Source organism: Devosia albogilva (assembly GCF_042685625.1).
Classification (GTDB): domain Bacteria; phylum Pseudomonadota; class Alphaproteobacteria; order Rhizobiales; family Devosiaceae; genus Devosia; species Devosia albogilva.
On sequence record NZ_JBHUNP010000001.1, the window covers coordinates 3,151,291 to 3,173,947 of the forward strand.

Annotated in this window: 12 protein-coding genes, 1 tRNA gene and 1 pseudogene; 8 read left to right on the forward strand and 6 right to left on the reverse strand. The window is 61.7% G+C overall.

The genetic code is table 11. The features are described from left to right. Positions 1-25: 25 nt before the first annotated feature. Complete coding sequence (locus ACFSX5_RS15795; protein ID WP_386834730.1) at positions 26-625, forward strand: hypothetical protein; 600 nt, start codon at positions 26-28, stop codon at positions 623-625. Positions 626-1,288: 663 nt separating this feature from the next. On the opposite strand, the gene ACFSX5_RS15800 is transcribed toward ACFSX5_RS15795, so the two are convergent. Then, positions 1,289-2,260 (reverse strand): IS110 family transposase, encoded by a 972-nt coding sequence (locus ACFSX5_RS15800; protein WP_386832653.1) that lies wholly within the window; start codon positions 2,258-2,260, stop codon positions 1,289-1,291. Positions 2,261-2,866: 606 nt separating this feature from the next. Here ACFSX5_RS15800 and ACFSX5_RS15805 point away from each other — a divergent pair. Further along, positions 2,867-4,966, forward strand: coding sequence for a molybdopterin-containing oxidoreductase family protein (locus ACFSX5_RS15805; protein WP_386834732.1), 2,100 nt, complete (start codon positions 2,867-2,869; stop codon positions 4,964-4,966). Between the two features lie 9 nt (positions 4,967-4,975). Here ACFSX5_RS15805 and ACFSX5_RS15810 read toward each other — a convergent pair whose 3' ends face one another. Next, positions 4,976-5,743 (reverse strand): sulfite exporter TauE/SafE family protein, encoded by a 768-nt coding sequence (locus ACFSX5_RS15810; RefSeq protein WP_386834734.1) that lies wholly within the window; start codon positions 5,741-5,743, stop codon positions 4,976-4,978. Positions 5,744-6,059: 316 nt separating this feature from the next. Between ACFSX5_RS15810 and ACFSX5_RS15815 the strand changes: the two genes are divergently transcribed. Further along, on the forward strand, positions 6,060-6,500 hold the full coding sequence (locus ACFSX5_RS15815; protein WP_386834736.1) for a glyoxalase superfamily protein: 441 nt from the start codon (positions 6,060-6,062) through the stop codon (positions 6,498-6,500). Between the two features lie 85 nt (positions 6,501-6,585). After that, positions 6,586-7,284 (forward strand): glutathione S-transferase N-terminal domain-containing protein, encoded by a 699-nt coding sequence (locus ACFSX5_RS15820; protein WP_386834738.1) that lies wholly within the window; start codon positions 6,586-6,588, stop codon positions 7,282-7,284. 1 nt (position 7,285) lies between these two features. Here ACFSX5_RS15820 and ACFSX5_RS15825 read toward each other — a convergent pair whose 3' ends face one another. Then, a complete protein-coding gene (locus ACFSX5_RS15825; protein WP_386834740.1) occupies positions 7,286-7,831 on the reverse strand; it encodes a DUF2147 domain-containing protein in 546 nt (181 codons plus the stop codon). A gap of 166 nt (positions 7,832-7,997) precedes the next feature. On the opposite strand from ACFSX5_RS15825, the gene ACFSX5_RS15830 reads away from it, so the two are divergent. Together ACFSX5_RS15830 and ACFSX5_RS15835 are read left to right on the forward strand one after the other, a co-directional pair. Next, positions 7,998-8,088: transfer RNA gene (locus ACFSX5_RS15830), tRNA-Ser, on the forward strand. 88 nt (positions 8,089-8,176) lie between these two features. After that, complete coding sequence (locus tag ACFSX5_RS15835) at positions 8,177-8,506, forward strand: DUF6538 domain-containing protein (RefSeq protein WP_386834742.1); 330 nt, start codon at positions 8,177-8,179, stop codon at positions 8,504-8,506. On the opposite strand, the gene ACFSX5_RS15840 is transcribed toward ACFSX5_RS15835, so the two are convergent. The 3 genes and pseudogenes from ACFSX5_RS15840 to ACFSX5_RS15850 all read right to left on the reverse strand — a co-directional run. After that, a complete protein-coding gene (locus ACFSX5_RS15840) occupies positions 8,500-10,533 on the reverse strand; it encodes a 3'-5' exonuclease (protein WP_386834744.1) in 2,034 nt (677 codons plus the stop codon). The genes ACFSX5_RS15835 and ACFSX5_RS15840 overlap by 7 nt on opposite strands. Next, positions 10,530-10,889, reverse strand: coding sequence for a hypothetical protein (locus tag ACFSX5_RS15845; RefSeq protein ID WP_386834746.1), 360 nt, complete (start codon positions 10,887-10,889; stop codon positions 10,530-10,532). The genes ACFSX5_RS15840 and ACFSX5_RS15845 overlap by 4 nt, the downstream gene beginning before the upstream one ends. Before the next feature lie 476 nt (positions 10,890-11,365). Next, positions 11,366-12,304, reverse strand: a pseudogene (locus ACFSX5_RS15850) (IS5 family transposase); the annotation flags it as partial. A gap of 370 nt (positions 12,305-12,674) precedes the next feature. On the opposite strand from ACFSX5_RS15850, the gene ACFSX5_RS15855 reads away from it, so the two are divergent. Both ACFSX5_RS15855 and ACFSX5_RS15860 read left to right on the forward strand, forming a co-directional pair. Continuing rightward, entirely contained in the window at positions 12,675-16,100 is a 3,426-nt protein-coding gene (locus ACFSX5_RS15855) for an STY4851/ECs_5259 family protein (RefSeq protein ID WP_386835665.1), read from the forward strand. A 6-nt stretch (positions 16,101-16,106) separates the two neighbouring features. After that, the gene (locus ACFSX5_RS15860) at positions 16,107-22,202 is read left to right on the forward strand and encodes a DEAD/DEAH box helicase (protein ID WP_386834748.1); all 6,096 of its coding nucleotides are present in this window, start codon (positions 16,107-16,109) and stop codon (positions 22,200-22,202) included. The last annotated feature ends 455 nt before the right edge of the window (positions 22,203-22,657 follow it).

Consider the following 22,657-nt stretch of genomic DNA (forward strand, 5'->3'; position numbering starts at 1 on the left):
GCCCTTGCGCTGGCAGGAAGTGGCTGTGCCACTGCTTATCATTCTCACCCTTCTCGGCCTCAAGCATGTCCCGCTGGCGGACGGTCTGCCGCTCGCCCGCGCGGCCGGCGTCGTCGCCTTTGGCTATGCCGCCTTCCTGGCCCTGCGCCTGATCCAGCCTGAAGACGCAGTCGCCATCGACGGCTGGTCCGAACTGCGGCCCTCGATCGTGGAATACTTCGCCTGCTACGGCGCCGCGGCCCTCGCCGTCGTTCTCATGTCGGCGGTGATCGTCATCCCGGGCACCCGCCACGTGGAAACCACGCAATTGGTAGCGACCTTCCTTGCAGCGCTGATGCTGGGTGGCGGTGCCTTCCTGATCGGCATCGGAGGACTCTTTACCAAGGTGCGCTGGAACAATTCCGTGCTCGAACACAAGAGTGCCTTCGGTCGCGAAACCCGCATCGAATGGTCGGATGTCCGCACCGTTCGTCCCAACTGGCGCGGCATCACCATCGCCACCGAAGACCAGCGCGCCGTGACCTTTTCCCAGTTTCACTCTGGCGCCGCTCAACTCGCCAAGCACGCCACCAACCGCGCCCGCCGCAACCTCGAAACCGCCACCAAGGCCTTCGCCACGCTCTAGGACCGAGGGTGTTCGGGAGAACACGACTTCATCCCCGGATCCATTCTTCCCCTGAGCTCAACTGAAGCGTGGATTGCCGCCTTGGCGGAAATGACGCCGTGGTTGTCGCTGGTGCCTCTCGAGAGCTCCTCTGGACCACCGGGACGAGCCCGGTGGTGACGACGCGGAGAGGCTCGACCCTGTCGATCCTTGGTCGAGACGCGGAGAGTCATTGCCCTACTACTCCTTCGTCATTGCCGGGCTTGTCCCGGCAATCCATCCGCAACTCTCCCACCCACCGCGTCATCCCGCGGGGATACATCCTTCCGAGGCGTTCAGCCAAAGAGTGGATTCCCGCCTTTGCGGGAATGACGCCGGGTTGTTGCTGCTGCTGTGCCTATCGAGAACTTGTCTGGACCACCGGGACAAGCCCGGTGGTAACGACGCGGAGAGTCACTCTTATATCGGTCCTTCGTCATTGCCGGGCTTGTCCCGGCAATCCATTGCTCGTCAGGCGTGATCACGCCTCCACCCATCCTCCCCCGCGGGGGAGGGGCTGCATCGAGCCTGCCGCGGCACCTCGGCACCCACCGGCCCGTCCCTCCCCCTTCAGGGGGAAGTTAGGTGGGGGCCGGCAAACACCAGCCCCTCCAATTTGTCCCCCTTATCTACCGTCTTGTCTTGTCAAGTTCGTGCGGGCTGTCCTGAGGCGACGATGGCGTTGAGGATGACGATGAGCTTGCGCATGACGGCGACGAGGACGAGCTTGCTTGGCTTTCCTCTTGCCTTGAGGCTGTCGGCGAAAGCCCGAATTGCAGGGTTGCGTTGGCGCGCGACGAGGGCGGCCATGTAGAGGCTGGATCTGAGGTCGGCGCGTCCTCCGCCGATGCGCCGCCTGCCGGTGAGTTGGCCGGAGTCGTTGGCGATAGGGGCTAGGCCGGCAATGGCCGCGGCGGTAGCTTTCGAAATGGAGCCGATCTCGGGGAGGTAAGCCAGGATAGCGGCCGTGGTGTGTGGCCCCACGCCCTTGAGTGATCGCATCAAGCCAGCTTTGCGCTGCAGTTCAGGGGTTTTCTTGATGAGGGCTTCGATCTCGGTCTCAATGGCCTGCAGTTCCCCTTTGAGCCAGGTCTGGTGGCGCTGGATCGAGGTTTGCAAGCGCTTGAGACTGGCGTGTTCGCTACGGTTGGCCTCCATTCGCAGCATCTGGGCGAGCTCGTCACGGCGCCGGCGGAGTTGACGCAGGGCGGCTTGCTCGGGACTGGGCGGTTGGTAAAGTTCCAGTCCGGGGGTCAGACCATAGCGGGCGATCAGGCGGGCATCGATCGCATCCGTCTTGGCTAGCTTGCCGTTGAAGCGAGCGAAGAGCCGAGTACGGCTGCCATGGGCCCGGTGAACGGCTAGACCCAGTGCGACCGCCTCGGACAGCACATGGCGCTCATATCCGCCGGTCGCCTCGCACACCACCAGCAAGGGGCCGGTGCCAAGCCTGGCGCTGACGCGCTGTTCTGCCCTGAGTAGGCGGCGCACCTGAATAGGGGTGTTCGGGATGATCTTCTGGCTGTCGGCCGGCAGGGTATGCACCACCAGATGGGCCTTGCTTACCTCGAAAGCGACGATGTGGTTGAAACGTGGATCGTTGGAGTTCATGCTCATGCTTGCTGTCCGTTCGTCCTGGATTATTTGCGGCCGTCAAAGGCCTCTCTACCGTTCGGATGGCCGGAAAGGTCTGCAGCGGGGGGCAAGATAAGCTACGGCCTTTATGGCCAATCCCCACCAGGCCCGCCCGCCGCCCGGCGCCGGAGCTGTGCGGCTCCGCGCCGGGCTATCCTCGCGCCAATAAGACCCAGCGCAAGGATGCGCCCACAGAAATAATTCCCACCCCCTCCACTTCATGCATACTCCCGCTCATCTCTTCCGCACGGGGCGGCCTGCAGCGACCAGTGGCGGAAGGACGGCCGGGCAGGGGGAGGTCGCTCTTTCCCTGGGCTCGCGGGTGGTCCGCTCAGGTCCGGCGAGGATGGAACGCTTCCATCCCATGTCCGGAATGGAGTCGTCGCGCCCCGTTCTAAAATCCCGGCGCCCCGAGGCGATGTCGTCTCACGAATAAAATCTCAGAGGCGCCATCGCCTCGGGGCTCCGCCTCCAATCGAACCGACGGTCACCCCGGCGGGTGCTGCCGCTCGGCCATTCCCCCTCGGAATACCCCCAATCACCACAACCAATTTGTCGCCATCAGCGGCGCCCGCTATTCTCACACCCATGAACAAGCCCGTCGCGCTCCGTACCGTCCGCTCAGTCTGCCCGCATGATTGCCCGTCGGCCTGCGCGCTCGACGTCGATCTAGTGGACGATTGCACCATTGGCCGCGTGCGTGGCGCCAAGGACGACCCCTACACGGCCGGGGTCATCTGCGAGAAAGTCGCCCGCTACGCCGAGCGCATCCACCACCCCAATCGCCTCCAATACCCTCTGAAGCGCACCGGGCCGAAGGGCTCCGGTCAGTTCGAGCGCATCTCCTGGGACGAGGCCATGGCCGAGATTGCCACGCGCTTTGCCGCTATCGAGGCCGAGCACGGGCCCGAAGCCATCTGGCCCTATTTCTATGCCGGCACCATGGGGCACGTGCAGCGCGACGGCATCCACCGCTTGCGCGCCGCCAAGGGCTATTCCCGCCAGTACGAAACCATCTGCATCGGCACCTCCTGGCCCGGCTACATCGCCGGCACCGGCTATCTTGCCGGCGTCAGCCCGGAGGAAATGGCCGAGAGCGACTGCGTCGTCATCTGGGGCACCAATGCGGTGCACACCCAGGTCAATGTGATGACTCATGCCATGCGCGCTCGCAAGGAACGGGGCGCCAAGATCGTCGTCATCGACATCTACGAAACCGCCACCATGGCGCAGGCGGATATGGGCCTGATCCTGCGCCCCGGCACCGACGGCGCCTTGGCCGTGGCCGTCATGCACATCCTGCTGCGCGACGGCCTCGCCGACCGCGACTACATGGCCCGCCACACCGACTTCTCGCCCGAGTTCGAGGCGCACCTTGAGACCCGCACACCCGAATGGGCGGCGGAAATCACGGGACTTACGGTGGAGGCCATCACCGCCTTTGCCCATCTCGTCGGCAACACGCCACGCAGCTACTTCCGGCTCGGCTATGGCTTTACCCGCCAGCGCAACGGCTCCACGGCCATGCACGCCGCCCTCTGCATCCCGGCGATGACCGGCGCCTGGCAGCATCGCGGCGGCGGGGCCCTGCACAGCAATTCCGGCACCTGGGGCCTCGACAAATCCGTCATCACCGGCGACCGCCTGCAGAAGGGCAATCCACGCTGGCTCGATATGTCGGCCATCGGCCCCATTCTCACCGGTGATCCGGCGGCGCTTGTCGGCGGCGGTCCCGTGCATGCCATGCTGGTACAGAACACCAACCCGGCCGCCGTCGCGCCCGACCAGACCCTGGTTCACCGCGGCCTTGCGCGCGAGGATCTGTTCCTTGTTGTGCATGAGCAGTTCATGACCGAGACGGCGGAGTTCGCCGATATCGTGCTGCCGGCCACCATGTTCCTCGAGCACAACGACTACTACACCCGCGGCGGCCACACCCGCGTGCTCTACGGCCCCGCGGTGGTCGAGCGTCCGGGCGAAACCCGGTCCAATCACGAGGTGATCAACGAACTCGCCGTCCGCCTCGGGCTCGACCCCACCGATTTCTCCGGCACCGACCGCGATTTCGTCGCCGAGACCTTCCGGCGCTCCGGCTACCCCGACCTCGACACCGTTGCCCAGACCGGATTCGTCGACCGCACCCGGGCCGAGGATGAGCAGCATTTTCGCCAGGGTTTCGGCTGGCCCGATCGCCGTTTCCGCTTCACCCCGGATTGGCAGGCGGTCGCCGACAAGAAGGGCTACATGTGGACCTGTGACCCGGCAGAGCTGCCACGCTTCGCCGACCATTGGGACATCATCGAGCGCACCGACGGCGAACACCCGTTCCGCCTCGCCACCAGCCCGGCCCGGGCCTTTCTCAACTCGACTTTCAACGAAACGCCGGGCAGTCAACGCCGCGAGGGTGTTCCCTCGGTGTTCATCCACCCCAACGACGCCCAGCGTCTCGGTATCGTCGATGGCGACCCGGTCACTGTCGGCAACCGCCGCGGCCAAGTCGAACTCACCGCTCGCGTCCGCACCGGCATGTCACTGGGCGTGCTGATCGCCGAAGGTCTTCACCCCAACAAGGCCCATCGCGGCGGCCAAGGCATCAACCGGCTCACCAACGCCACCCCCGCACCCCCCTTCGGCGGCGCACCTTTCCACGACATCGCGGTATGGGTTCGGCACTCGAACCTGCACTAGGGAAGGGCGCTAAGCGTAGGCCCGCACGAAGAAGTATCCCGTCATGCCGATCCCATAGATGATCACCCCCATGCGGATCCACTGCGTCGGGATGTGCTTGGCCATCCGTGCCGCCACGTAGCCGCCGATGGTGACCCCGACCAGCGCGATCGAGCCATGGTACCAGTCGATCGAGCCGCCGATGGCAAACCGCACCACCGCCACCAGCGCCACCAGCGTCGAGATGTAGAGCTTCAGCCCGTTCATCGCGTGGATATCGGTCAGCCCAGCCGTCGCAAGGAACGCCAGCAGCAGGATGCCAAGCCCGGCATTGAAGAACCCGCCATAGATGCAGACCGCCGCAAGGAAGCCGAACAGCAGCACGGCACCCAGCGCCTTCATGCCGCGCCCGCCAGTGTTGCGCGCCGCCACCCAGGCGTTGATCTGGTTGCCGAACACGAACAGCAGCACCGCAAACAGCATCAGCCACGGCACGACAAGGCCGAACTGCTCGTCCGACACCACCAGCAACAGCTCGGCCCCGACATAGCCGAACAGCAGCGAGACGATGCCATAGACCAGCAGCCGGTCCCGGTACTTCATCATCGACTGCCAGTACCCCGCCACGCCGCTCACATAGCCGGGCAGGGCGGCATAGGTGTTCGAGGCATTCGCCAGCACCGGCGGCACGCCGACAAACAGCAGCGCCGGGAAGACGATGAACGAGCCACCGCCCGCCAGTGAATTCACCGCGCCCCCCAGGAAGCCGGCAACAAGCAGGAACACAGTCTCGATCATGGTCAGTCCGTCGGGAAGATTCGCCGGCGAGGCGAGAAGGTGGGAGTCCCCATCTTGCATAAGCCGGATTCGGCCAGTGGGCTAACGGAAAAGCCTGACTTCCGGATCAGATCCCGTGATGATCATTGACACCGAAGCCCATCACGCCCATATCCCCACGCGGTCGCTGGCACCCGCCGCTCGCCGGACATATGTCCGATGGTGAAGTCCAGCCCCGAGCCAAGACAACGAACCTCGTTCATCTTCGCACCGGCGCATCGTGGCAAGGCGAGCCCCATGAACAAGACGCCCTCATCGCGAATGAGAGGACTTCGTCATGTCGTTTTCGCTCGACACCCCATCCGTCCAGACCCTCAAGGCCGAAGCCCGCGCCCTGCGCGAAGACCGCGCCCGCTCGGGCCATCCCCTATCGCATTCCGCCGCGCTCGAAGCCGTCGCCCACGCCCACGGCTACCGCGACTGGAATACTGCCCGCGCAGCTCTGCCGGAGCGCATCTCGCCGCCCTTCCAGGTCGGACAGCGCGTCCGTGGCACCTACCTGTCGCAGCCTTACAAGGGCATGCTTCTCGGCGTGCAAGTGATGAGCGACATGCAGCACTACCAGCTGACCATCCTGTTCGACGAGCCGGTCAACGTCACGCCGAACTTCATGTTCGCCGCCCACCGGCAGCGGGTTATCGGCACTGTCGATATCCGCGGCGTCTCTCCCGCGGTACGGGGCGACGGCACCCCGCAACTGGTGGTCGAACGCGCCTGATCGAAGGGCAGGGGGCACATGCCGCCTTGCCCTTCATCGTTAAGCGCCGATATAACTGGCGTATCGTCCACAACGGAACGGGCCCATGACCATCCAGACCAAGCCGATCGAAGCCTACTCGCTCGCAACTCCCAACGGGCAGAAGGTCCACATCATGCTCGAAGAGCTGGGCGTGCCGTGGACCTATCACCGCATCGACATCGGCAAGGGGGATCAGTTCAAGCCCGAGTTCCTGGCCATTTCGCCCAACAACAAGATTCCTGCGATCGTTGATCCGGAGGGGCCGGACGGCCAGCCGATCTCGATCTTCGAGTCGGGCGCCATTCTCAAATATCTCGGCCTCAAATTCGGCCGCCTCTACCCCACCGACCTGCGCCAGCAGGTCAAGGTCGACGAATGGCTGTTCTGGCAAGTCGGCGGCTTCGGCCCCATGCTCGGCCAGAACAACCACTTCAACGTCTACGCGCCGGAAAAGATTCCCTATGCCCAGAAGCGCTATACCGACGAGACCCACCGCCTGTTCCGCGTGCTGAACACCCAGCTCAAAGGCAAGGAATACATCACCGGCACCTATTCCATCGCCGACATCGCCTCGATCGGCTGGGCGCAATCCTGGGAGCGCTACGGCATCACCCGCGAGGAATACCCAAACGTCCTTGCATGGATCGAGCGCCTGAACGCCCGCCCCGCCGTCGAGCGCGGCCTGAACGTGGGCAAGGATGTGCCGGAAAAGAGCCTCGCCGACGACAAGGAGGCTCAGAAGGTGCTGTTCAACCAGCGCTAGGCTATTGTTGAGCGTCGAGCTCGGGTTCGGGGATCACCCGGACCCAGTCCTCGCCCTGGCAGATGACGTTGAAGAGCACGCAACCGCGCAGCCGCACCAGATCGGGCCCGAGCATCTCGATATACCCGGAATAGGTGTTGCCATCCTGCGGATTGTAGATCTCGCCGTCGAAGATGTGCGGTTCCTTGCCCGGCCAAAGGGTCAGCATCTGCAGCCCCAGCATCGGCCGACCGCGCAGAGCGGGGTCGGGGTTGCGCATGTCGGTGAAGGCTTCCACCGGCATCTGCTGCGCCGCCGCGAATTCTTCCGGCGTCAGCCCCTCTGACGGCACGATGATCTTGCTCAGCGTGCCGCACCAACCCTGTGGGCAGGGGGCGATGGTGACCTCGGATGCAAGCTGCGTCCGCCAGGTGCCCTCGATCGGTGACGGCGGATACGGGCCCACCGGCGCGACCGACACTAACTGCTCTTGGCCAGGGCTTGTCGCGATCATCATCAGCAGGGCCGAAACCGACAGCGCTGCCCTAAGCCGGCCACCACCCATCATTCTCGCCCTCCGCCGCAAAGCGCGATTCGCTCCGTGGCACTGGTTTACAGCCGATTTGCGACAACACGAAGCCAAATGCAGCGGGCCGCGCCGGAGCCGCCGGATCACGCCAGCGGGCAAAAACCGCTTGCCACAAACGGTCCTCCCGGCTACCACCACCCCTGCCGGAGAGGTGGCCGAGTGGTCGAAGGCACGCCCCTGCTAAGGGCGCAGGGCTCTAAAGGTCCTCGTGGGTTCGAATCCCATCCTCTCCGCCAGCCCCTCTCAAGAGGCCTTGAAATCTTGAGAATTCTGGCAGTTCAGTGACTTAGAGCCGTTCTGGTGGTACACAAAGGTGGTACACAGATGGTCCTGATGATGTCACGCCCCTGGAAACACCCGAAGACCGGCGTCTACTGGCTAAGACGGCGAGTGCCAGCTGATTTGCAGGCGCTGGTCGGGCGGACGGAAGAGAAGCATACCCTTGGAACCAAAGATCCCGCAGAGGCCAAGAAGCGCTTCGCAGTTGCGCTTGCCGATCTGGAAGTGCGCTGGAGCAACTTGCGATCTGCGTCACGCACGATTTCGGAGCGGGAAGGCAATGAGCTGGCTCAACCCTTTTATGAGAGCTATCTAGCGGCCTTCAGGAACAATCCCTCCAGCCAGACGGAATGGGATGTCCAGCGACATCAGTGAATGTCATCCAAGAACTCAGATCCAGGCGCCACACCAGAGAGCATAAGCCTATCGCGTGCGCGCGTCGCCGCCACATAGAGCAGGTGGCGCTCGGTATCTTGGATGGCGACAATGTCCGCAATATCGCCCAACGCTGTCAGCCGTTCCCGGTCAGGCAGCACATCCTCATCGAGCGCCATGACGGCGACTGCCCGAAACTCAAGTCCCTTGGCATCGTGCATTGTGATTACCGGTATCTCGGCGCCAGCGGCTTTTACAGCAGCACGGCCTCGTCCAAGTTGCGGCTGACCGCGAACGAGGACTGCGAGTTCACGCTCGCTCATCCCTTCTCCGAGTCTTTTACGCAGCCACTCCGATACCCCGGCGATTTCAGCATTGTCATCTTGGAAGAGCTGCACAGAAGGCTCAGGGCCGTCGAACACAGACACGGTGCCGCGCCTGCTCTCCTCTTCGCCATCAAGATCGACGATCTCTGGCTCGAGCAGGCGATCGGCCATGCTCCGTATCTGATGGGACGTGCGATAGCAGACTTTGAGAACTTGTGCCCGGCCACGGACGTCGAGGCCCAAACGGGCCCACGAGAATGGCAGGTGGAATATGCGTTGGCCGAGGTCGCCAGTAAAGAACAGCGCATCCGCCGCACCTGCGCTGCCGACCGCCGCGAGAAACTTGGCCTGTGCTACAGATAGGTCCTGCGCTTCGTCGACGACGACATGGGTGAATGGCACTTGGCCACCATCCTCGACCCAGCGGGACAGTCGGCCATAGACATCCGCCATAGTCACGACGCTTCGTGCTGCAAGCCGCTCGCGAACGAAGGCGAAGACTTCCCAGGTGCTTTCCCGCTGCTTCGGCCCGAGACGTGTTCGCCGTCCGATCCGGGGGACTCGTGTATAAGCCTCGAGGTCGTGAAGTCCCCAGGCATCGACCAGTTCATCCCACTCCTCGAGCAGGAATTCCGGTGTGTGCCCGGCGCCCAGCCCGGCTTTTACCGCCGCGTCGATGAGCGCACGGATTTGGGCGGTCGTTGCCAGATTGGGCTGTCCGAAAGCGCCCGTGTAAAGTTCATGCGCTGCCTGATCGATGGCACGGACCGAGAGGCGCTGTCGCGCGTCTGGCAGGGCTTCGGTCATCAGGTTGACCTTGCCGGCAAGGCTTTTGGCCAACGTCTTCGAGAAGGTAGTGAGGAGCACCCGTGCATCTGGACGTGATGCCAGATGCACGGCGCGGTGCAGCGCCACGATCGTCTTGCCGGTGCCGGCCGATCCGGAAACACGGGCGGGCCCGTTCCAGTCTCGGGTTATCGGTGCGCGTTGGGCAGGATGAAGGAAAACGGCCCATTGTGCGAATGGTGCGTCGAGTGCGGCCCTGAGCTCTTCCAGCCCCTCGACGGCCCGGAACCGGCGCTGTGCGTCGGGGTGGGCGAAGGGATCGGCGCCGGGCATAGCCTTCAAGGCGGCATGATCCGCCAGACGACCGCCGGTGGCAAAATCGAGCAGCGCTTCGGCCGCCTCGTCGGGCAGGGACGAGAAGAGGTCGTCCACGCGGGCCACATCTGTGTCACGCACGGCTTCGAGCCATTCGCGTGGCACGCCCACGTCCAGCAGCGCGTCATCAGGAAGTTCAGCGAACGGTCGTTTCAAGGCCACCGGCGGCGGCACTTCTTCGGCGAGCGCCTCGACATGCGCCGACCGCTCTTCAACCCGCTCGACGATTTCCACCAGCTGCATGGCACCCGTGCGCTCATGCGGGACGAGCTTGCGCCTCTCGGCCCAACGATAGGCATCGTCGTGATGGCCGACAAAGGCCAGCAGCGTGTGTTCGCCATTCTTGTGCAGAACGATTCGGATGTCCTGACTAACTCGGGCGGTCCAGAACCCGGGCGACGCCTCCACCCGATGCAACTGCATACCGTTGCCGCTCTCGTCCTGCGCGAGGTCGAAGGCGGTGATCTTCACCTGCTTCTGCTCGGGCGCCGACAGCCGGTCGAGCGCCCTTGTGAAAGTCGATGCGTAGAGGAGAGTCACAATGTGGTCCCTAGTGCGCCCTCGACGGCCTCGCGTGCCATCAACCCAAGCTTACCCCTGGGATGACTATCTCCTGAAAGCCAGTTCGGTAGCAGTGCCCCTTGAGACTTGAAGTGTTCAGTGTGAACCACTGCCAGCCGCCCGTCCCAATAGGCAACCTCATTGATCTGGCGCCATGTCGCTTGCGCCCTCGAAGCTATGAATGAGCGTCGGCATTCCTCGACGTAGTTTCCACCTGCTCCCATCCCGAGCATGATCACGAGCTTTGTCTTGGGAGACAACTCCGTCAGGTGCGCCCCTATGCAGTTGGACAGCACCCGCTGGCCGAAGGGCGTCTTGGTGAACTTGTCGAGCATGCCACCGCCCGTCCCCATCCACTCAGTCGACTTTTGATCGTACCTCTCAACCGTACAGCGAATGAGTGAGCCAAAGTGGAAGCGACCATTTCTGTCGGATATGGCGCGATCAACCACCCGCGCCTCAGGGCGGTCAACTAAGCCGAGATGGTGGAGGATCTTTGCGAGAGCCGTTCGCCCGCCCTTGAAGGCGATCTCGTCATGCTGGGATCTCGCAAGAGCACCCCGTTGTGTAGGACCCTTCGAAAAGCCGAGCACTGCTACCTCTGCCTGCGGATTTCCCCAAGCCAGCGGATTGTGGGTTATGCGCCAGTCGCCCTCTGAGGTGACAGTCTGATCAAACCCTTTGCAGTGACCGGCGTGACACATGCTGCAGGCAACGCGGCCATGAGGCGGTAGAGACGTCACACCCCCACTACCTTCATCACCTCGTCCCCAAGATGGTTGATGACCTTGACCGCCACCTTGCCGCCGGTGCGCAGGCTCACGGCGTAGCCGGAATGGCGCGCTGTGCGTCCATCAATTGCAGAGCGGCGGCCGCTGAGGTTGCGAGCCACATGCGGCGTTACCCGCATGGAGCGCAGTTCATTGATGAAATCCTCGGCATCATAGCCTTTGTCGGCGCCCAGTGTGATGGCCCGCGGCCGGTCGGCATGAGGCTCGATCATATGCAGCGCCGCCACCCGCTCGGCATGGCCATCCGCATGCGTCAGGCAGGCATCGACCAGAAGCCCGTGGCGGTTCTCCATCAGCCCGTGCCCCATGAAGCAGAGCTTGGCCTCCTTGCCCGCACCCTTCTTGTAGAGCCGGGCTTGCGGATCGGTGCTCGAAGCATGAGTGGCGTTCGACCGCTTCTGGCCGTGAAAGCTGGCATCCGGGTTGCGCCCACCACCACTGCTTGGCGGCTCATCCGTGTTGTCCTCCGGGCTGTTGGGCCGGATACTCTTCATCGACGCCCACGCCTCGATCAGCGTGCCGTCGACCGAGAAGTGTTCCGTGGATAGCAGCCTCTTGACCGGCGGCTGCGCCAAGACCGCCGCCAGGAACTTCGCGGCGATATCGCCCTCGAGCAGCCTGTCGCGGTTCTTCGAGAAGCTCGAATGGTCCCAAACCGCATCGTCGATCCCCAGACCCACGAACCAGCGAAACAGCAGGTCGAACTCCAGCCGCTCCATCAACTGGCGCTCCGAACGGATTGAGTAGAATGCCTGCAGCAGCATCGCCCGCAGCAGCTTCTCGGGCGCGATCGAGGGCCTACCCAAACCCGAGTAGAGCGAAGAAAACTCACCTTCCAGCGCCAACAGCGCCTCGTTCACCAGCCGCCGGATCGTGCGCAGCGGGTGGTCCTTCCGCACCCGTGACTCCAGATCCACATAGCTGAACAAGGCACCAGTCCTCTCGTCCGCTCCCCGCATCCCGCCTCCGCAAATCAGCGGAGTCCATTGAATCACGCAACAACCGATCCGACGAGCGACTTCTTCAACACCCTGCTAGGTAGATTCCTAACAGAGCGCAGTGCAGCAGTTCCGTCCAACCAAAGTGGTAGATTTTCCGCAGAAGGCCGTTAGGGTTCTGGTCAGCAGACTCAAAACGCTGCTGGGGCGCCTTTTTGGTTAGGACCAAGGTGCTGGGGAATGCGCTGGGGGGAAGATGAGCTCTTTGCAAGGGCTGCCGCTAGATTTGCTTGCTGAAATCTTCAGGCAGAGCAAAGACGATTTTGTTCGGCTCGCAGAGATCAATGAGGCACTGAAGTCCCGCAATTCAGACGCAGCGATTGACCTGCAAATGGATGTGGTGCGCAGGTTAGGTCAACTGCGGAAGCTGAACGGATTGGGAGCATTTCCGGGGACGGAGGGCGTCTCTCCAGAGGTCCGGCTTAGCACAAACAGAGCAAGAAGGCCGGATCTCCCGCCTGAGGTGCGCACAGGCAGCAAGCCTACCCCTGTGAGAGACTTCTTTGCCTCACTCTTTCAGCGACACAGCATCCCAGGTCCAGACGAAAGGCCGCTGTGCCTCTACCGCCTAACGGATGCGGAGTTCGACAGGGTTACAATGCTTCTCCGAGAGCTTTGTAGAGGTGGGCGGCTACATGACCCAGATCTACGATCGTCGGCGCTCTTTGTGTTGTATGGGGCAGAGTGGTTCCGACGCCGATCCATTGGGGGCATGCTGCGGTGGGTAGATCTGGCGCCTGACGTAGTGGGGCAGTTGAACCAAACGCAGCGCGCAGAGCTCACCGAACGGGGCCTGAGCTTTTGGAAACGGCCGCTTCGCCGCACCGATAGCGGACGAGAACTGCTCTTAAGCATCGCCTTGGAGGGAGGAATACCGCTCCACGCTGTCTTGCAAGGTGGGCATGGTTGGCTTCGGGAATTCCTCTCGAATCTCATGCGCCGAGCCTTGCTCGAGCAGGCCTATGAAGAACCCGAGATTGTCGCTTTGGCTGAGGATGAACAGCATCGCCTCGTAGACAGCTACCGGGATGAAGATTTCCTTGTCCTCTGCAGTCGGCTCGTTTGTTCGGTCCTGCATTGGAAGAGGATCGCCGAGGAGCGCACAAAAATGCTCACCGGCATTGCCGTCGACCCTGTCACTCTGCTCGATCACGCAGAGCCAAATTGGAGGAACGATATCCCGATCCATGTTCCCGCGGACGGCGCGGAAATCGTAACAAACCTCATCAATGGGCTGGTGCGGGATACGGGGGCAGGACAGTTCAAGGGTGAGATCGGGACAAGGCGGCTCTTGTTGGAGACGGCGGCCGGCGATTGGAAGCCTGCCCTTCAGCTTCGGAGCGATGGAACCATTCCCCTATCACGTCTCAAGGAGGTAAGTGCAGACCTCGGGCGGGGCAGGGTGGTTCCAGTTGGAGAGCTGGCGCGGCAAATATCGGGTGCCTTCGCGCTTCTGGAACCGCCATCGGAGGAAGACCGAACCTGGCGGGTTCGGCCGCTAGTACGTCTCGGCAGACCCATCGAGAACTTCCCGTTCACGAGTCCCGTTGCTGCCGAAGTGGTGCAGGATGGGACCCGCACCGGGATAATCTGGCCCGGGGGCGGTGCTGTGCGCTCTGAGCTCCTGGTGTTTGCTGAGGAAGAAGCCGGCGCAGATGGGCGCCGGCAGTTGAGGCTAGCCGGCACCGGGTCAGTGCAGTCGCACCAGAAGCAGCTCATCGCTGCCATGCCTCGGGGCTGGCTCGCCACAGATCTAGAGGGCCGGTCACTCGATCTAGCTGGTTCGGTGCCTGAGCTTGGCCTCGACCTGGTCCATATCGACCGCGCTGTACGGATAAGGGACGCGACGACCGGAGACGTCTATTTAGTCGAACCCGGTGCAAGTCCGGATGAACGGGCACTCGAACCCTCAGGAAAGTTCATCAGCACCTTCCGCCCCCAAGATCTTAAGACGCTTCTCTTTTGTGGTGCCCCCGCGTTCAACATCGCCGAAAGCCGTCGGCTCCGGCAGCCGAAAGCCGGAGAAGTATTCTGGCGGCGCCAGCCGGGGAGCAGTCTTCACGACGTCACCAAGGTTAGGATTCCAGAGGGGTTCGTCGATGTTCTTTGGCGTGACCCCGATTCAGGGATTCAACGGGACCGGTTCCAGGTCGGTGTCCTTCCCGCGGAGACAAGGATCACGGGACGGCTGGAGGGCTCGCGGGCAACTGTCCTACTCGAGGGGCTTGACGCTTGGCGGGCAAAGCCAGTCGAAGTGCCTGGCAATTCGTGGCGGTCGATCGAGAACACTTTTGAGATCGAATATCCCGGGGCGCCTCCATATTTTCAGAAGGTCCAACTCACGCCACCTAAAGGTTCCAGTTTCATTGTTGAGGTGCCGCTTGCTACGCGCAATGCATTGCTCGTGTTGGCAGATGGTTCGCTCGCTGAGCAGGGAACAAGGCTGGCCCTTCACGACCTCCGAGGCGCCTACTTTGTCGCTCCCCACCGGGTCCGGTTGGACGCCCAATTGCGGGGGCACAAGACTCCACCAAATACTGCACTAGATCTGGCGTTCGAAGGCGAACTAGCCCTCACCCAGCTCGGCCCATTGTTTCAGCAGTTGCTCTCCCTGGTTCCCGACCAAGATGCGGTGATTGAACTCACAATACGCGGGCAATCGGGGCGGCCTTGGATCGTTAATCACACGCGGCTCGAGCGACTGACTTTTGGCGAAGATGGTGTCTTTGCAGCCGTAGGTGACGACACTCAGGTATTGGCCCAGTCGATCATCAAGCCGGGCGAAGAGTTCCAGCTGCACCCGGGCTCTGACTCAATATGCCGGATCCCCGCGGATCTTCAGTTACCCGCCTTGGTGTATTTGAGAGAAGGGGGGCAGGTCATCAGCCGACCCGCCTTGCTGCCTAACAAAAGCGGCAGCTTGGTAGACGATGGAACGCTGGTCTCGGCCCTGTCCGAGACCAGCTACTCGCTCCGACAACAGAAAGTCTTCGCGGCGCTGAAAGCTTTCGGAGATGGAGGAGCCGGGGCAGACACGCCTTGGCTCCGCGCTGCGGTGACGGGACTCAATGGCCTAACCCCCAGCGCGTTTGATGCGCTTGCAGCACTACCGTTCATACCAAGAGCATTGACGCGCCTTCTCGTTGAAAGCCGTGACGAGCGTGAGCTGGAGGCCGTCTGGAATTTGGAACGAGAGCTTCCTTTTTCGTGGGCATGCTTACCAATTGCCGATTGGCAACACGCAATAGAGGGATACTTCAGAAGGCTGGAATCTGAGCTGTCCTCGGTATTTCCGGCAAACGAAGCAATGCAAGTGGCACTGGAGACCGTCCAGACCAAGGGGGAGAAACTCTGCGGATTGGATATGACTCTTCAGTGCATCCTCAAGCAATGCGGTATGCCACTGCCTGGGTACAACGCCGAAGGCCAGTTGCCTCTGGGTGAGTTGATGCAGGCGCACATGCGTCGAATGGCCGGCATCGACGGAGAGGGAAGATTCGACTTTGCCCAGTCAGGTGTCGAACGAGCGTTCCGCTTGTGCAGCCAGGCCGGAGTTGTTCCTCCGGTGGAGTTCGCTTCATCTCGCGTGCACGACTTCTTCCGCAGCACTTTGATCGCTCCATTCTTGATGGCTGTTGCTGCTCGCAAGACCCTGACTCTGGAACCGGAAGACCTGTGGTTGATCCGTAGGGCGACGCACCTTGACCCCGACTATGTAACCGCTGGCTACGCTCATTTCCTCCCCTTGATTGCATAGACCCTCATGAAGCCTTTTGCCGTTGTTGACGATATTCGCCGCAGGTCAGCCGAAGCCGCGATTGCTCAGTCGGGCCTGAACCATGAAGGGCTCATTCGGGAGATCCGACGCTTACTTGTGGAGGGGGAGCCTTCCGTGGAAGCGATCGTGCAAGAGCCGGTCTTGGAAGGCGCCTATCCCTTTCAAGCGGCGCCAGTGACCTTTGGGGAGCTGGCTGGGCGGCTCTTAAGTCCAGAACTTGTCGACGTGCTGGATGGGCGCACTGACGTACGCAAGCGGGACTATACCTTTCCGCGAGCAATTCACCCTTACAAACACCAGCTGGCATCCTGGGAGACGCTGTTGGCCGAGAAGCCGACCTCCCTGGTGGTCACCTCTGGCACCGGCTCAGGGAAGACGGAATGCTTCCTTGTTCCCATTCTTGAGACCCTGGCCAGGCGAGCGGGAAGGGGCGCGATCGAAGGGGTGGAAGCTATCATGCTCTATCCGCTCAACGCGCTGATTGAGAGCCAAAAGGACCGGCTCTCTGAATGGACAGCACCGTTCAACGGCAAGATTCGCTATTGCCTATACAACGGCAATTTGCCCGAGGACGATCGGGACGCCAAAGGACGAGCTGAGCCATGGGAGGTGCACGATCGCAAGACCTTACGCAGTTCACCGCCGCCGCTGTTGGTTACCAACGTGACGATGTTGGAGTACCTTCTTGTACGCCCGGCCGACCAGCCGATCCTCGCAAAGTCGCAAGGCAAGCTGAAGTGGGTAATTCTCGACGAAGCTCATACATTGGTGGGCGCTGCAGCCGCCGAGATCGCTCTGCTGTTACGGCGAGTCTTGATGGCTTTCGGTGTCAAGCCCGAGGACGTGCGGTTCGTTGCGACCTCCGCCACTATTGGTGAAGGCGAAAAGGTCAAGCTGGCGCTTCAAAAGTTCCTCGCCGACGTAGCGGGGCTAAGAAATAGCCAAGTGGTCGTTGTCGAGGGACATCGCCGTGCTCCAGAACTGACCGCTGCACGGCCTAAGCCAGGCCTCAAGCAGCTAGCAAGTCTCGATGACTACGAGCTGTTTGACGAACTTGCGGCGAACACTTCTGTTCGTGGCCTGGTTCAGGACCTTTTTCGAGGTCCTGTGACAGCGCACCGTTTCCGCGCTGTGGCTGATGACCTTTCCATTTCCCCGTCGGAACTAGTGGAATGCTTGTCGCGGGCGGCGGCCAGAGGGCCGAACGGAACAGCCGGCGATCGTTTGGCCCCACTGCGGGTGCATTCTTTCCAACGCGCGATGCCGGGGCTCTGGTCCTGCATCAACCCTCAGTGCTCCGGCTCACCAGGTGACTGGCCGTTTGGACGAGTTCTCACTGAGATGGTGGAGCAGTGCCCTTCTTGCCGATCGGTGGTGTTGGAGATTCAATCCTGCTCGTTGTGTGGCGAGGCGATCTTGCATGGGCTAGAGCGAGGCGATCGTCTTGGCCTACGCCATACGCTGCCTCCGGATGATGAGTTCAGGGAAGAACTTGATCGCGAACAAGGAAGTGAGCTTGACGAGTCCTCTGGCGAGCAAGAGGCAGGCGATGCGGCAGCGATCCCAAGGCCCTTGTTGAGTATAGACCGCTATTTCCCTGCAAACTCGGCCGCAGGGCGGCCCATGTTCGTTGAAGCCAAATCTGGGCAGATCCGGGCGCAGCAGACCGCTGATACGGTGCAGCTGGCATACCAAGACCCAGCACCGGGAGCGGATTGCCCATGCTGCGGGGGAAAGGCGCGGCAAGGCAGTGCCCTTCGGCCTCTACGCTTTGGCGCTCCCTTCTTTCTTAGTAACGCCACCCCCATACTGCTCGAGGCCGTGGCACCGGAGAGCAAGACTGATGAGCCGTTGCCCTCACAGGGCCGGCGTCTGCTGTCGTTCACCGATAGCCGGCAGGGCACCGCCCGCCTCTCGGCTAAACTACAGAGCGAAGCAGAACGGAATTTTATTCGCTCATTTGTCTATCACAGCGTTCAGTCGGAACGAGATACTGGCACCCAGCCGACCAATGAGGACGACGTTCTCAGACGGATTGCAGCTCTTGAGCAAGCTTTGTCAGCAGGCCCGAACGACGTGCTTGAAGCGCTCATAACCGAGCAGAAGGAGAAGCTAAAGGGCGCAAGAGGCGGTCACGAAAAGGGTATTGCGTGGGATCACTTGCGTAGCCGACTTGCTGAGCGGTTGGAGGTAACCAGTTGGATCAGAGAAGTCTGGGAGGAGCGCGACGAACGGTTTGCTGATCCCGCTAAGTTAGCGGAGTTCCTCTTGCTACGAGAGTTCGCCCGCCGGCCCACGCGAGCCAACTCAGTAGAAACGCTGGGACTGGCGGCCCTGCGTTGTGATCCCATCGAACAACTTGGCGAAACAGCGCTTCCCGAGCCGTTTAGGCGTCGATCCAAATCAATAGAGGACTGGAGGAGTTATCTCTACGCGGTCCTAACGCATATGGTTCGAGCCAACAGCGCCATTCACGTGCATGACTGGATGCAGAATTGGATCATGCCAAAGACTTTCCCCAGGTTCTATCGACCGGCGGGAAGTGACGTCAAAGGACTACCTCGAGCGCTCGCGTGGCCGTCTGCTGGGCCCTTTGCCCGCGGCCGAGCCGTCCTCCTTCTGAAGGAAGGATTGCAGCTGAACCTTGATGACCGCGGTGACCGGGATGACCTGGATGATTGCCTGAGGTCGGCCTGGGATAGACTTGGAACGCCTATGGTCTGGTCTGGGTCAGCCGAGCGCGCCTTTGACTTCGGTAAGTTCCGAGTCGCACCGCTTGTGAACGCCTTCTATTGCCCCGTTACTCAGCGCATTCTTGACGTTGCGCCGTTTGGTTTGACTGTCTACGGGCTTGGCCGCTCGCAACGTTCTCCCGATCAAGCGCAGCCGATAGTGCTCCCCAAGCTGCCGGTAAGTGTTCTGGATGCGGAGGAGCAGCCGGTAGCGAGGGCCTCAATCCAAGAGTGGCTTTCCACCGACGCCTCGGTGAGCGAGCTTCGGGGAAGGGGCATTTGGCGAGACATCAACGATCGCGTTGCTCTTTTCGCGAACTACGCTCGCTCTGCCGAGCATTCAGCGCAGCAGGACACCGCCAGGCTCAGAGCCTACGAAAAGGACTTCAAGGCCGGCAGGATCAATGTTCTCAATTGCTCCACTACTATGGAGATGGGCGTCGACATCGGGTCTGTCTCCACGGTGATGATGACAAATGTGCCGCCCTCGATTGCCAACTACAAACAGCGGGTCGGGCGAGCGGGACGACGAGGGCAGCCAGTTTCTCTTGCGTTTACGTTCGCCAAGGACCGCCCTCTTGACCGTGCTGCCTACAGAGATCCGGCCAAGTTCCTTCAGCGCAGTATCGCCGCCCCTCGGGTGACTTTGACCAGTCGCCCGATCGTGCAGCGGCATGCCAATGCATATCTATTGGCGGCGTTCCTGCGGATGACCGGAGGCAACTTGCTAGCTCTTGAAATCGGCTCTTTCCTGGGATGTCCGTCTGATCCAGAGGTTGAACGCCCGTCCAAGGACACTTGGCCTGTGGCGGGGTTTCTTGACTGGGTCCGCCGCGCAGGCACTTGGGATGAACATGGTCCATCACTGCTCACCTTAACGAGGGGATCGGCGCTGGCGAATGATCGAACTGTGGTCGATGCAAGTGCAGAAGCGATGGAAGCCCTCCTGCACGCATTTCAAACCGAGTGGGAACTGCTGCGGCAGCAGGCGACAGGGGAGGACAGAAGGCAGGGCGCTAGGACCGGTGCCCGGCTGCAGCTACATCGGCTGTGCAAAGAATTCCTACCCAGTGCGCTGGCCGACCGCGGCTTCTTACCCGGGCATGGTTTCCCAACGGATGTGGTGAGTTTCTTGCCACATCAGCAGCCAAAGACCACTGATGTTGGGACGCAGGGCGAGAATCCATATTCTCGTCGTGGTGGGCCGCAGCGTCAGCTGGAGATCGCCATCCGTGACTACGCTCCCGGCTGCGAGGTCGTTCTGGACGGCTTAGTCCATAAGTCTGCTGGGGTCACATTGAATTGGCAGCGGCCTGCCGGAGAGGAGGGCGTGAGGGCGGTACAGAGCCTGCGGCATCACTGGACCTGCACGAACTGCGGATCCGCAGGTAGCGCTGCAGGTGATCGGCCGGAGCGCTGCCCCGCCTGTGGGGAACCCATCTACCAGGCGACACGCTATTTGCGGCCGGCAGGGTTCAGCGTCGATACAAGCGAGAAGGCTCATGCCGAAGTCGAGGCGGTGACCTATGTTCCGCCCGAAGAAGCGCACGTGTCGACGGGACTGGCACGTTGGACACCCTTACCCCTTCCGGAAGCAGGACGTATGCGCTCTTCCCGCGAAGGGCATGTGTTCCACGCCAGCCAGGGAGCTTTGAAGAACGGATATGCCATCTGTCTTCAATGTGGGAAGGCAGCGGCAGAACACGCTGCGGCAGACGTCAATCCGCCGCTCCCCGGGGAGCTTCTCGGCCATAAAACGCTTAGGCCGGTGAGAGGAGGTAAGTCGACTTGCGCTGGCAATACTCAGCCATTCTCGATCCAGAGACATTTGGCCCTGGGCTACGAGTTCACGACCGACGTCTTTGAGCTGCAGCCAAGCCAAGATCCTGGTAAAGCTGCGGCGAACGCGCTGGCGATTGCCATGCGGGAGGGACTGGCACTGGTACTGGGTGTCGAACCGTCCGACATTGGCTTCAGCGTCCGAGTTACATCGAACGCCTTCGAGGGCAAGACCCGCTCGCTGTTTCTCTTTGACAAGGCCTCGGGCGGCGCGGGGTTTGCTGCAAGTGCCGAGCACCATTTCTCGGAGATGATGCAGCGCGCCTGGAGTATCCTGAATTGCGCGACTCCTGGGTGCGAAACCGGGTGCCCTGCATGCGTATTGGTCTCAGATGCTCCCGATGAACCTGATAGTCTCGACCGAACCGCTGCGAAGGCTTTTCTCCAAGCGCACCTGCTGTTGAATGAGACGGTTCCTGAGTACGATCAAATCGGCCCAGACACGAAGTTGTCGGCCGCGCCTATCGAGGATCTAGACCGGTTGTTGACCGCGGATGGCACGGCCAGTCTGACCCTCTTCACGAGCGAAATTCCAGATCCTGTGGGTCTGAGCCAACTCAAGCTCGGGCCAGCACTAGAGAATTGGGCCTTCCGAGGGCGCACACTTCGGCTAGTTCTGCCCGCGAGCGTGCGTCGCGGGATTGCTCCCGCGGCGGTGCTTGCATTGCGGGATGTCGCCGCCAGGTACAAACTTGAGCTCTTCACCGGCCAGGCCCCCGGTTTCCCCAACGGTGGGTTGGCCTTAGCCATTGTCGAAGGCGCCCAATCACACGTGCTGGCCTCCCGCGACGAAAAGGCGGCAGTCCTGGATGAGAATTGGGGACGTTCTGATAAGCATCCAATCGTACGCGCCCCTCTGAACATCACCTTGGAGACCACCAGTCTCCCCAGGGAGATGTTGGAACCACCCCCCGGAGCCCAATACAGAGAAATTACGCGGGATCTCGACGGCTCTGCCCATGACTTCGGTATGAGGGCTGCGAGAACAATCGAGGCATCTCTCAAGAAGGCCGGGTCTTGGCACGATAGCCCTATCGTTGGGCTAACTTATCAGGACGGTTACGTTCGGTCCCCCCTTACCGCATGGCTTTTGGTGTCTACTGCTGCTGCTCTCGCTAAGCGTTCTGGTGGTGAGGCGGCGAAGCTTCTGATCAAGACGCCGCCGCTCTCTCGCAGAAATGACCTGCCTCCTCGCTTTGCAAACCACGATTGGGAGGAGGAGCGTACGCGTGCGGCAGTGCTACAGCAGCTCGGAACGCAGCTGAACATCGACGTGACGCTGACACTGGCTGAAGTGCCCCACGGACGTTACCTGACAGTAAGCTTCGCAGACGGGAAAAAGGCGCAAGTGGTGCTGGACCAGGGCTTTGGTGCTTGGAACTTTAGCAGCCGCGTAGAGCATCAGTTTCGGGATACTCCAGAGCGGCAGGTGAGCTCTCTTCTGCGGTGGCGTCAGCCTGTTGTCAGGCGGGGAGTTGGTTCGACCTACATAGTGGTGACGCAGCAGTGAACTTCGCCCCTCCGGCCTAAGAACGGGAACCAGGTGGAAACTCGATCTATCTTCTTAATTCCCGCCGACGGGGGGCAAGCCACCGAGCTCAGTCCGACAGAGTACGACTCTGAAGAGCTTTTCCAGCGGCTTCTGGCGACGCATCCTGGCTTGCTCTCGATCGTAGCCGGTTCATCGGGAAGGTTGTTTTTGCTCCAGCGCGAAGCGCCGGTCCCGGACCAGGAGCAGGGCGGAGGGCGCTGGTCTCTAGACCATCTGTTTGTAGACGGCGATGGCGTTCCAGTTCTGGTGGAGGTGAAAAGGGCAACAGACACTAGGGCGCGCCGCGAAGTCGTGGCCCAGATGCTCGACTACGCAGCCAATGGGGTTTCGTACTGGCCGGTCGAAGCTCTCGTGACATCATTGCAGGACCGCGATGAAACCTTCACCGGCCGCCTCGCCGCCTTCCTCGCTGA

Excerpts from the sequence above, each read along its gene's own strand:
- ACFSX5_RS15800 (WP_386832653.1), bottom strand. The coding sequence starts at position 2,260 with ATGAGCATGAACTCCAACGATCCACGTTTCAACCACATCGTCGCTTTC.
- ACFSX5_RS15805 (WP_386834732.1), top strand. The coding sequence starts at position 2,867 with ATGAACAAGCCCGTCGCGCTCCGTACCGTCCGCTCAGTCTGCCCGCAT.
- ACFSX5_RS15810 (WP_386834734.1), bottom strand. The coding sequence starts at position 5,743 with ATGATCGAGACTGTGTTCCTGCTTGTTGCCGGCTTCCTGGGGGGCGCG.
- ACFSX5_RS15815 (WP_386834736.1), top strand. The coding sequence starts at position 6,060 with ATGTCGTTTTCGCTCGACACCCCATCCGTCCAGACCCTCAAGGCCGAA.
- ACFSX5_RS15820 (WP_386834738.1), top strand. The coding sequence starts at position 6,586 with ATGACCATCCAGACCAAGCCGATCGAAGCCTACTCGCTCGCAACTCCC.
- ACFSX5_RS15825 (WP_386834740.1), bottom strand. The coding sequence starts at position 7,831 with ATGATGGGTGGTGGCCGGCTTAGGGCAGCGCTGTCGGTTTCGGCCCTG.
- ACFSX5_RS15835 (WP_386834742.1), top strand. The coding sequence starts at position 8,177 with ATGGTCCTGATGATGTCACGCCCCTGGAAACACCCGAAGACCGGCGTC.
- ACFSX5_RS15845 (WP_386834746.1), bottom strand. The coding sequence starts at position 10,889 with ATGCTCGACAAGTTCACCAAGACGCCCTTCGGCCAGCGGGTGCTGTCC.
- ACFSX5_RS15855 (WP_386835665.1), top strand. The coding sequence starts at position 12,675 with ATGGATGTGGTGCGCAGGTTAGGTCAACTGCGGAAGCTGAACGGATTG.
- ACFSX5_RS15860 (WP_386834748.1), top strand. The coding sequence starts at position 16,107 with ATGAAGCCTTTTGCCGTTGTTGACGATATTCGCCGCAGGTCAGCCGAA.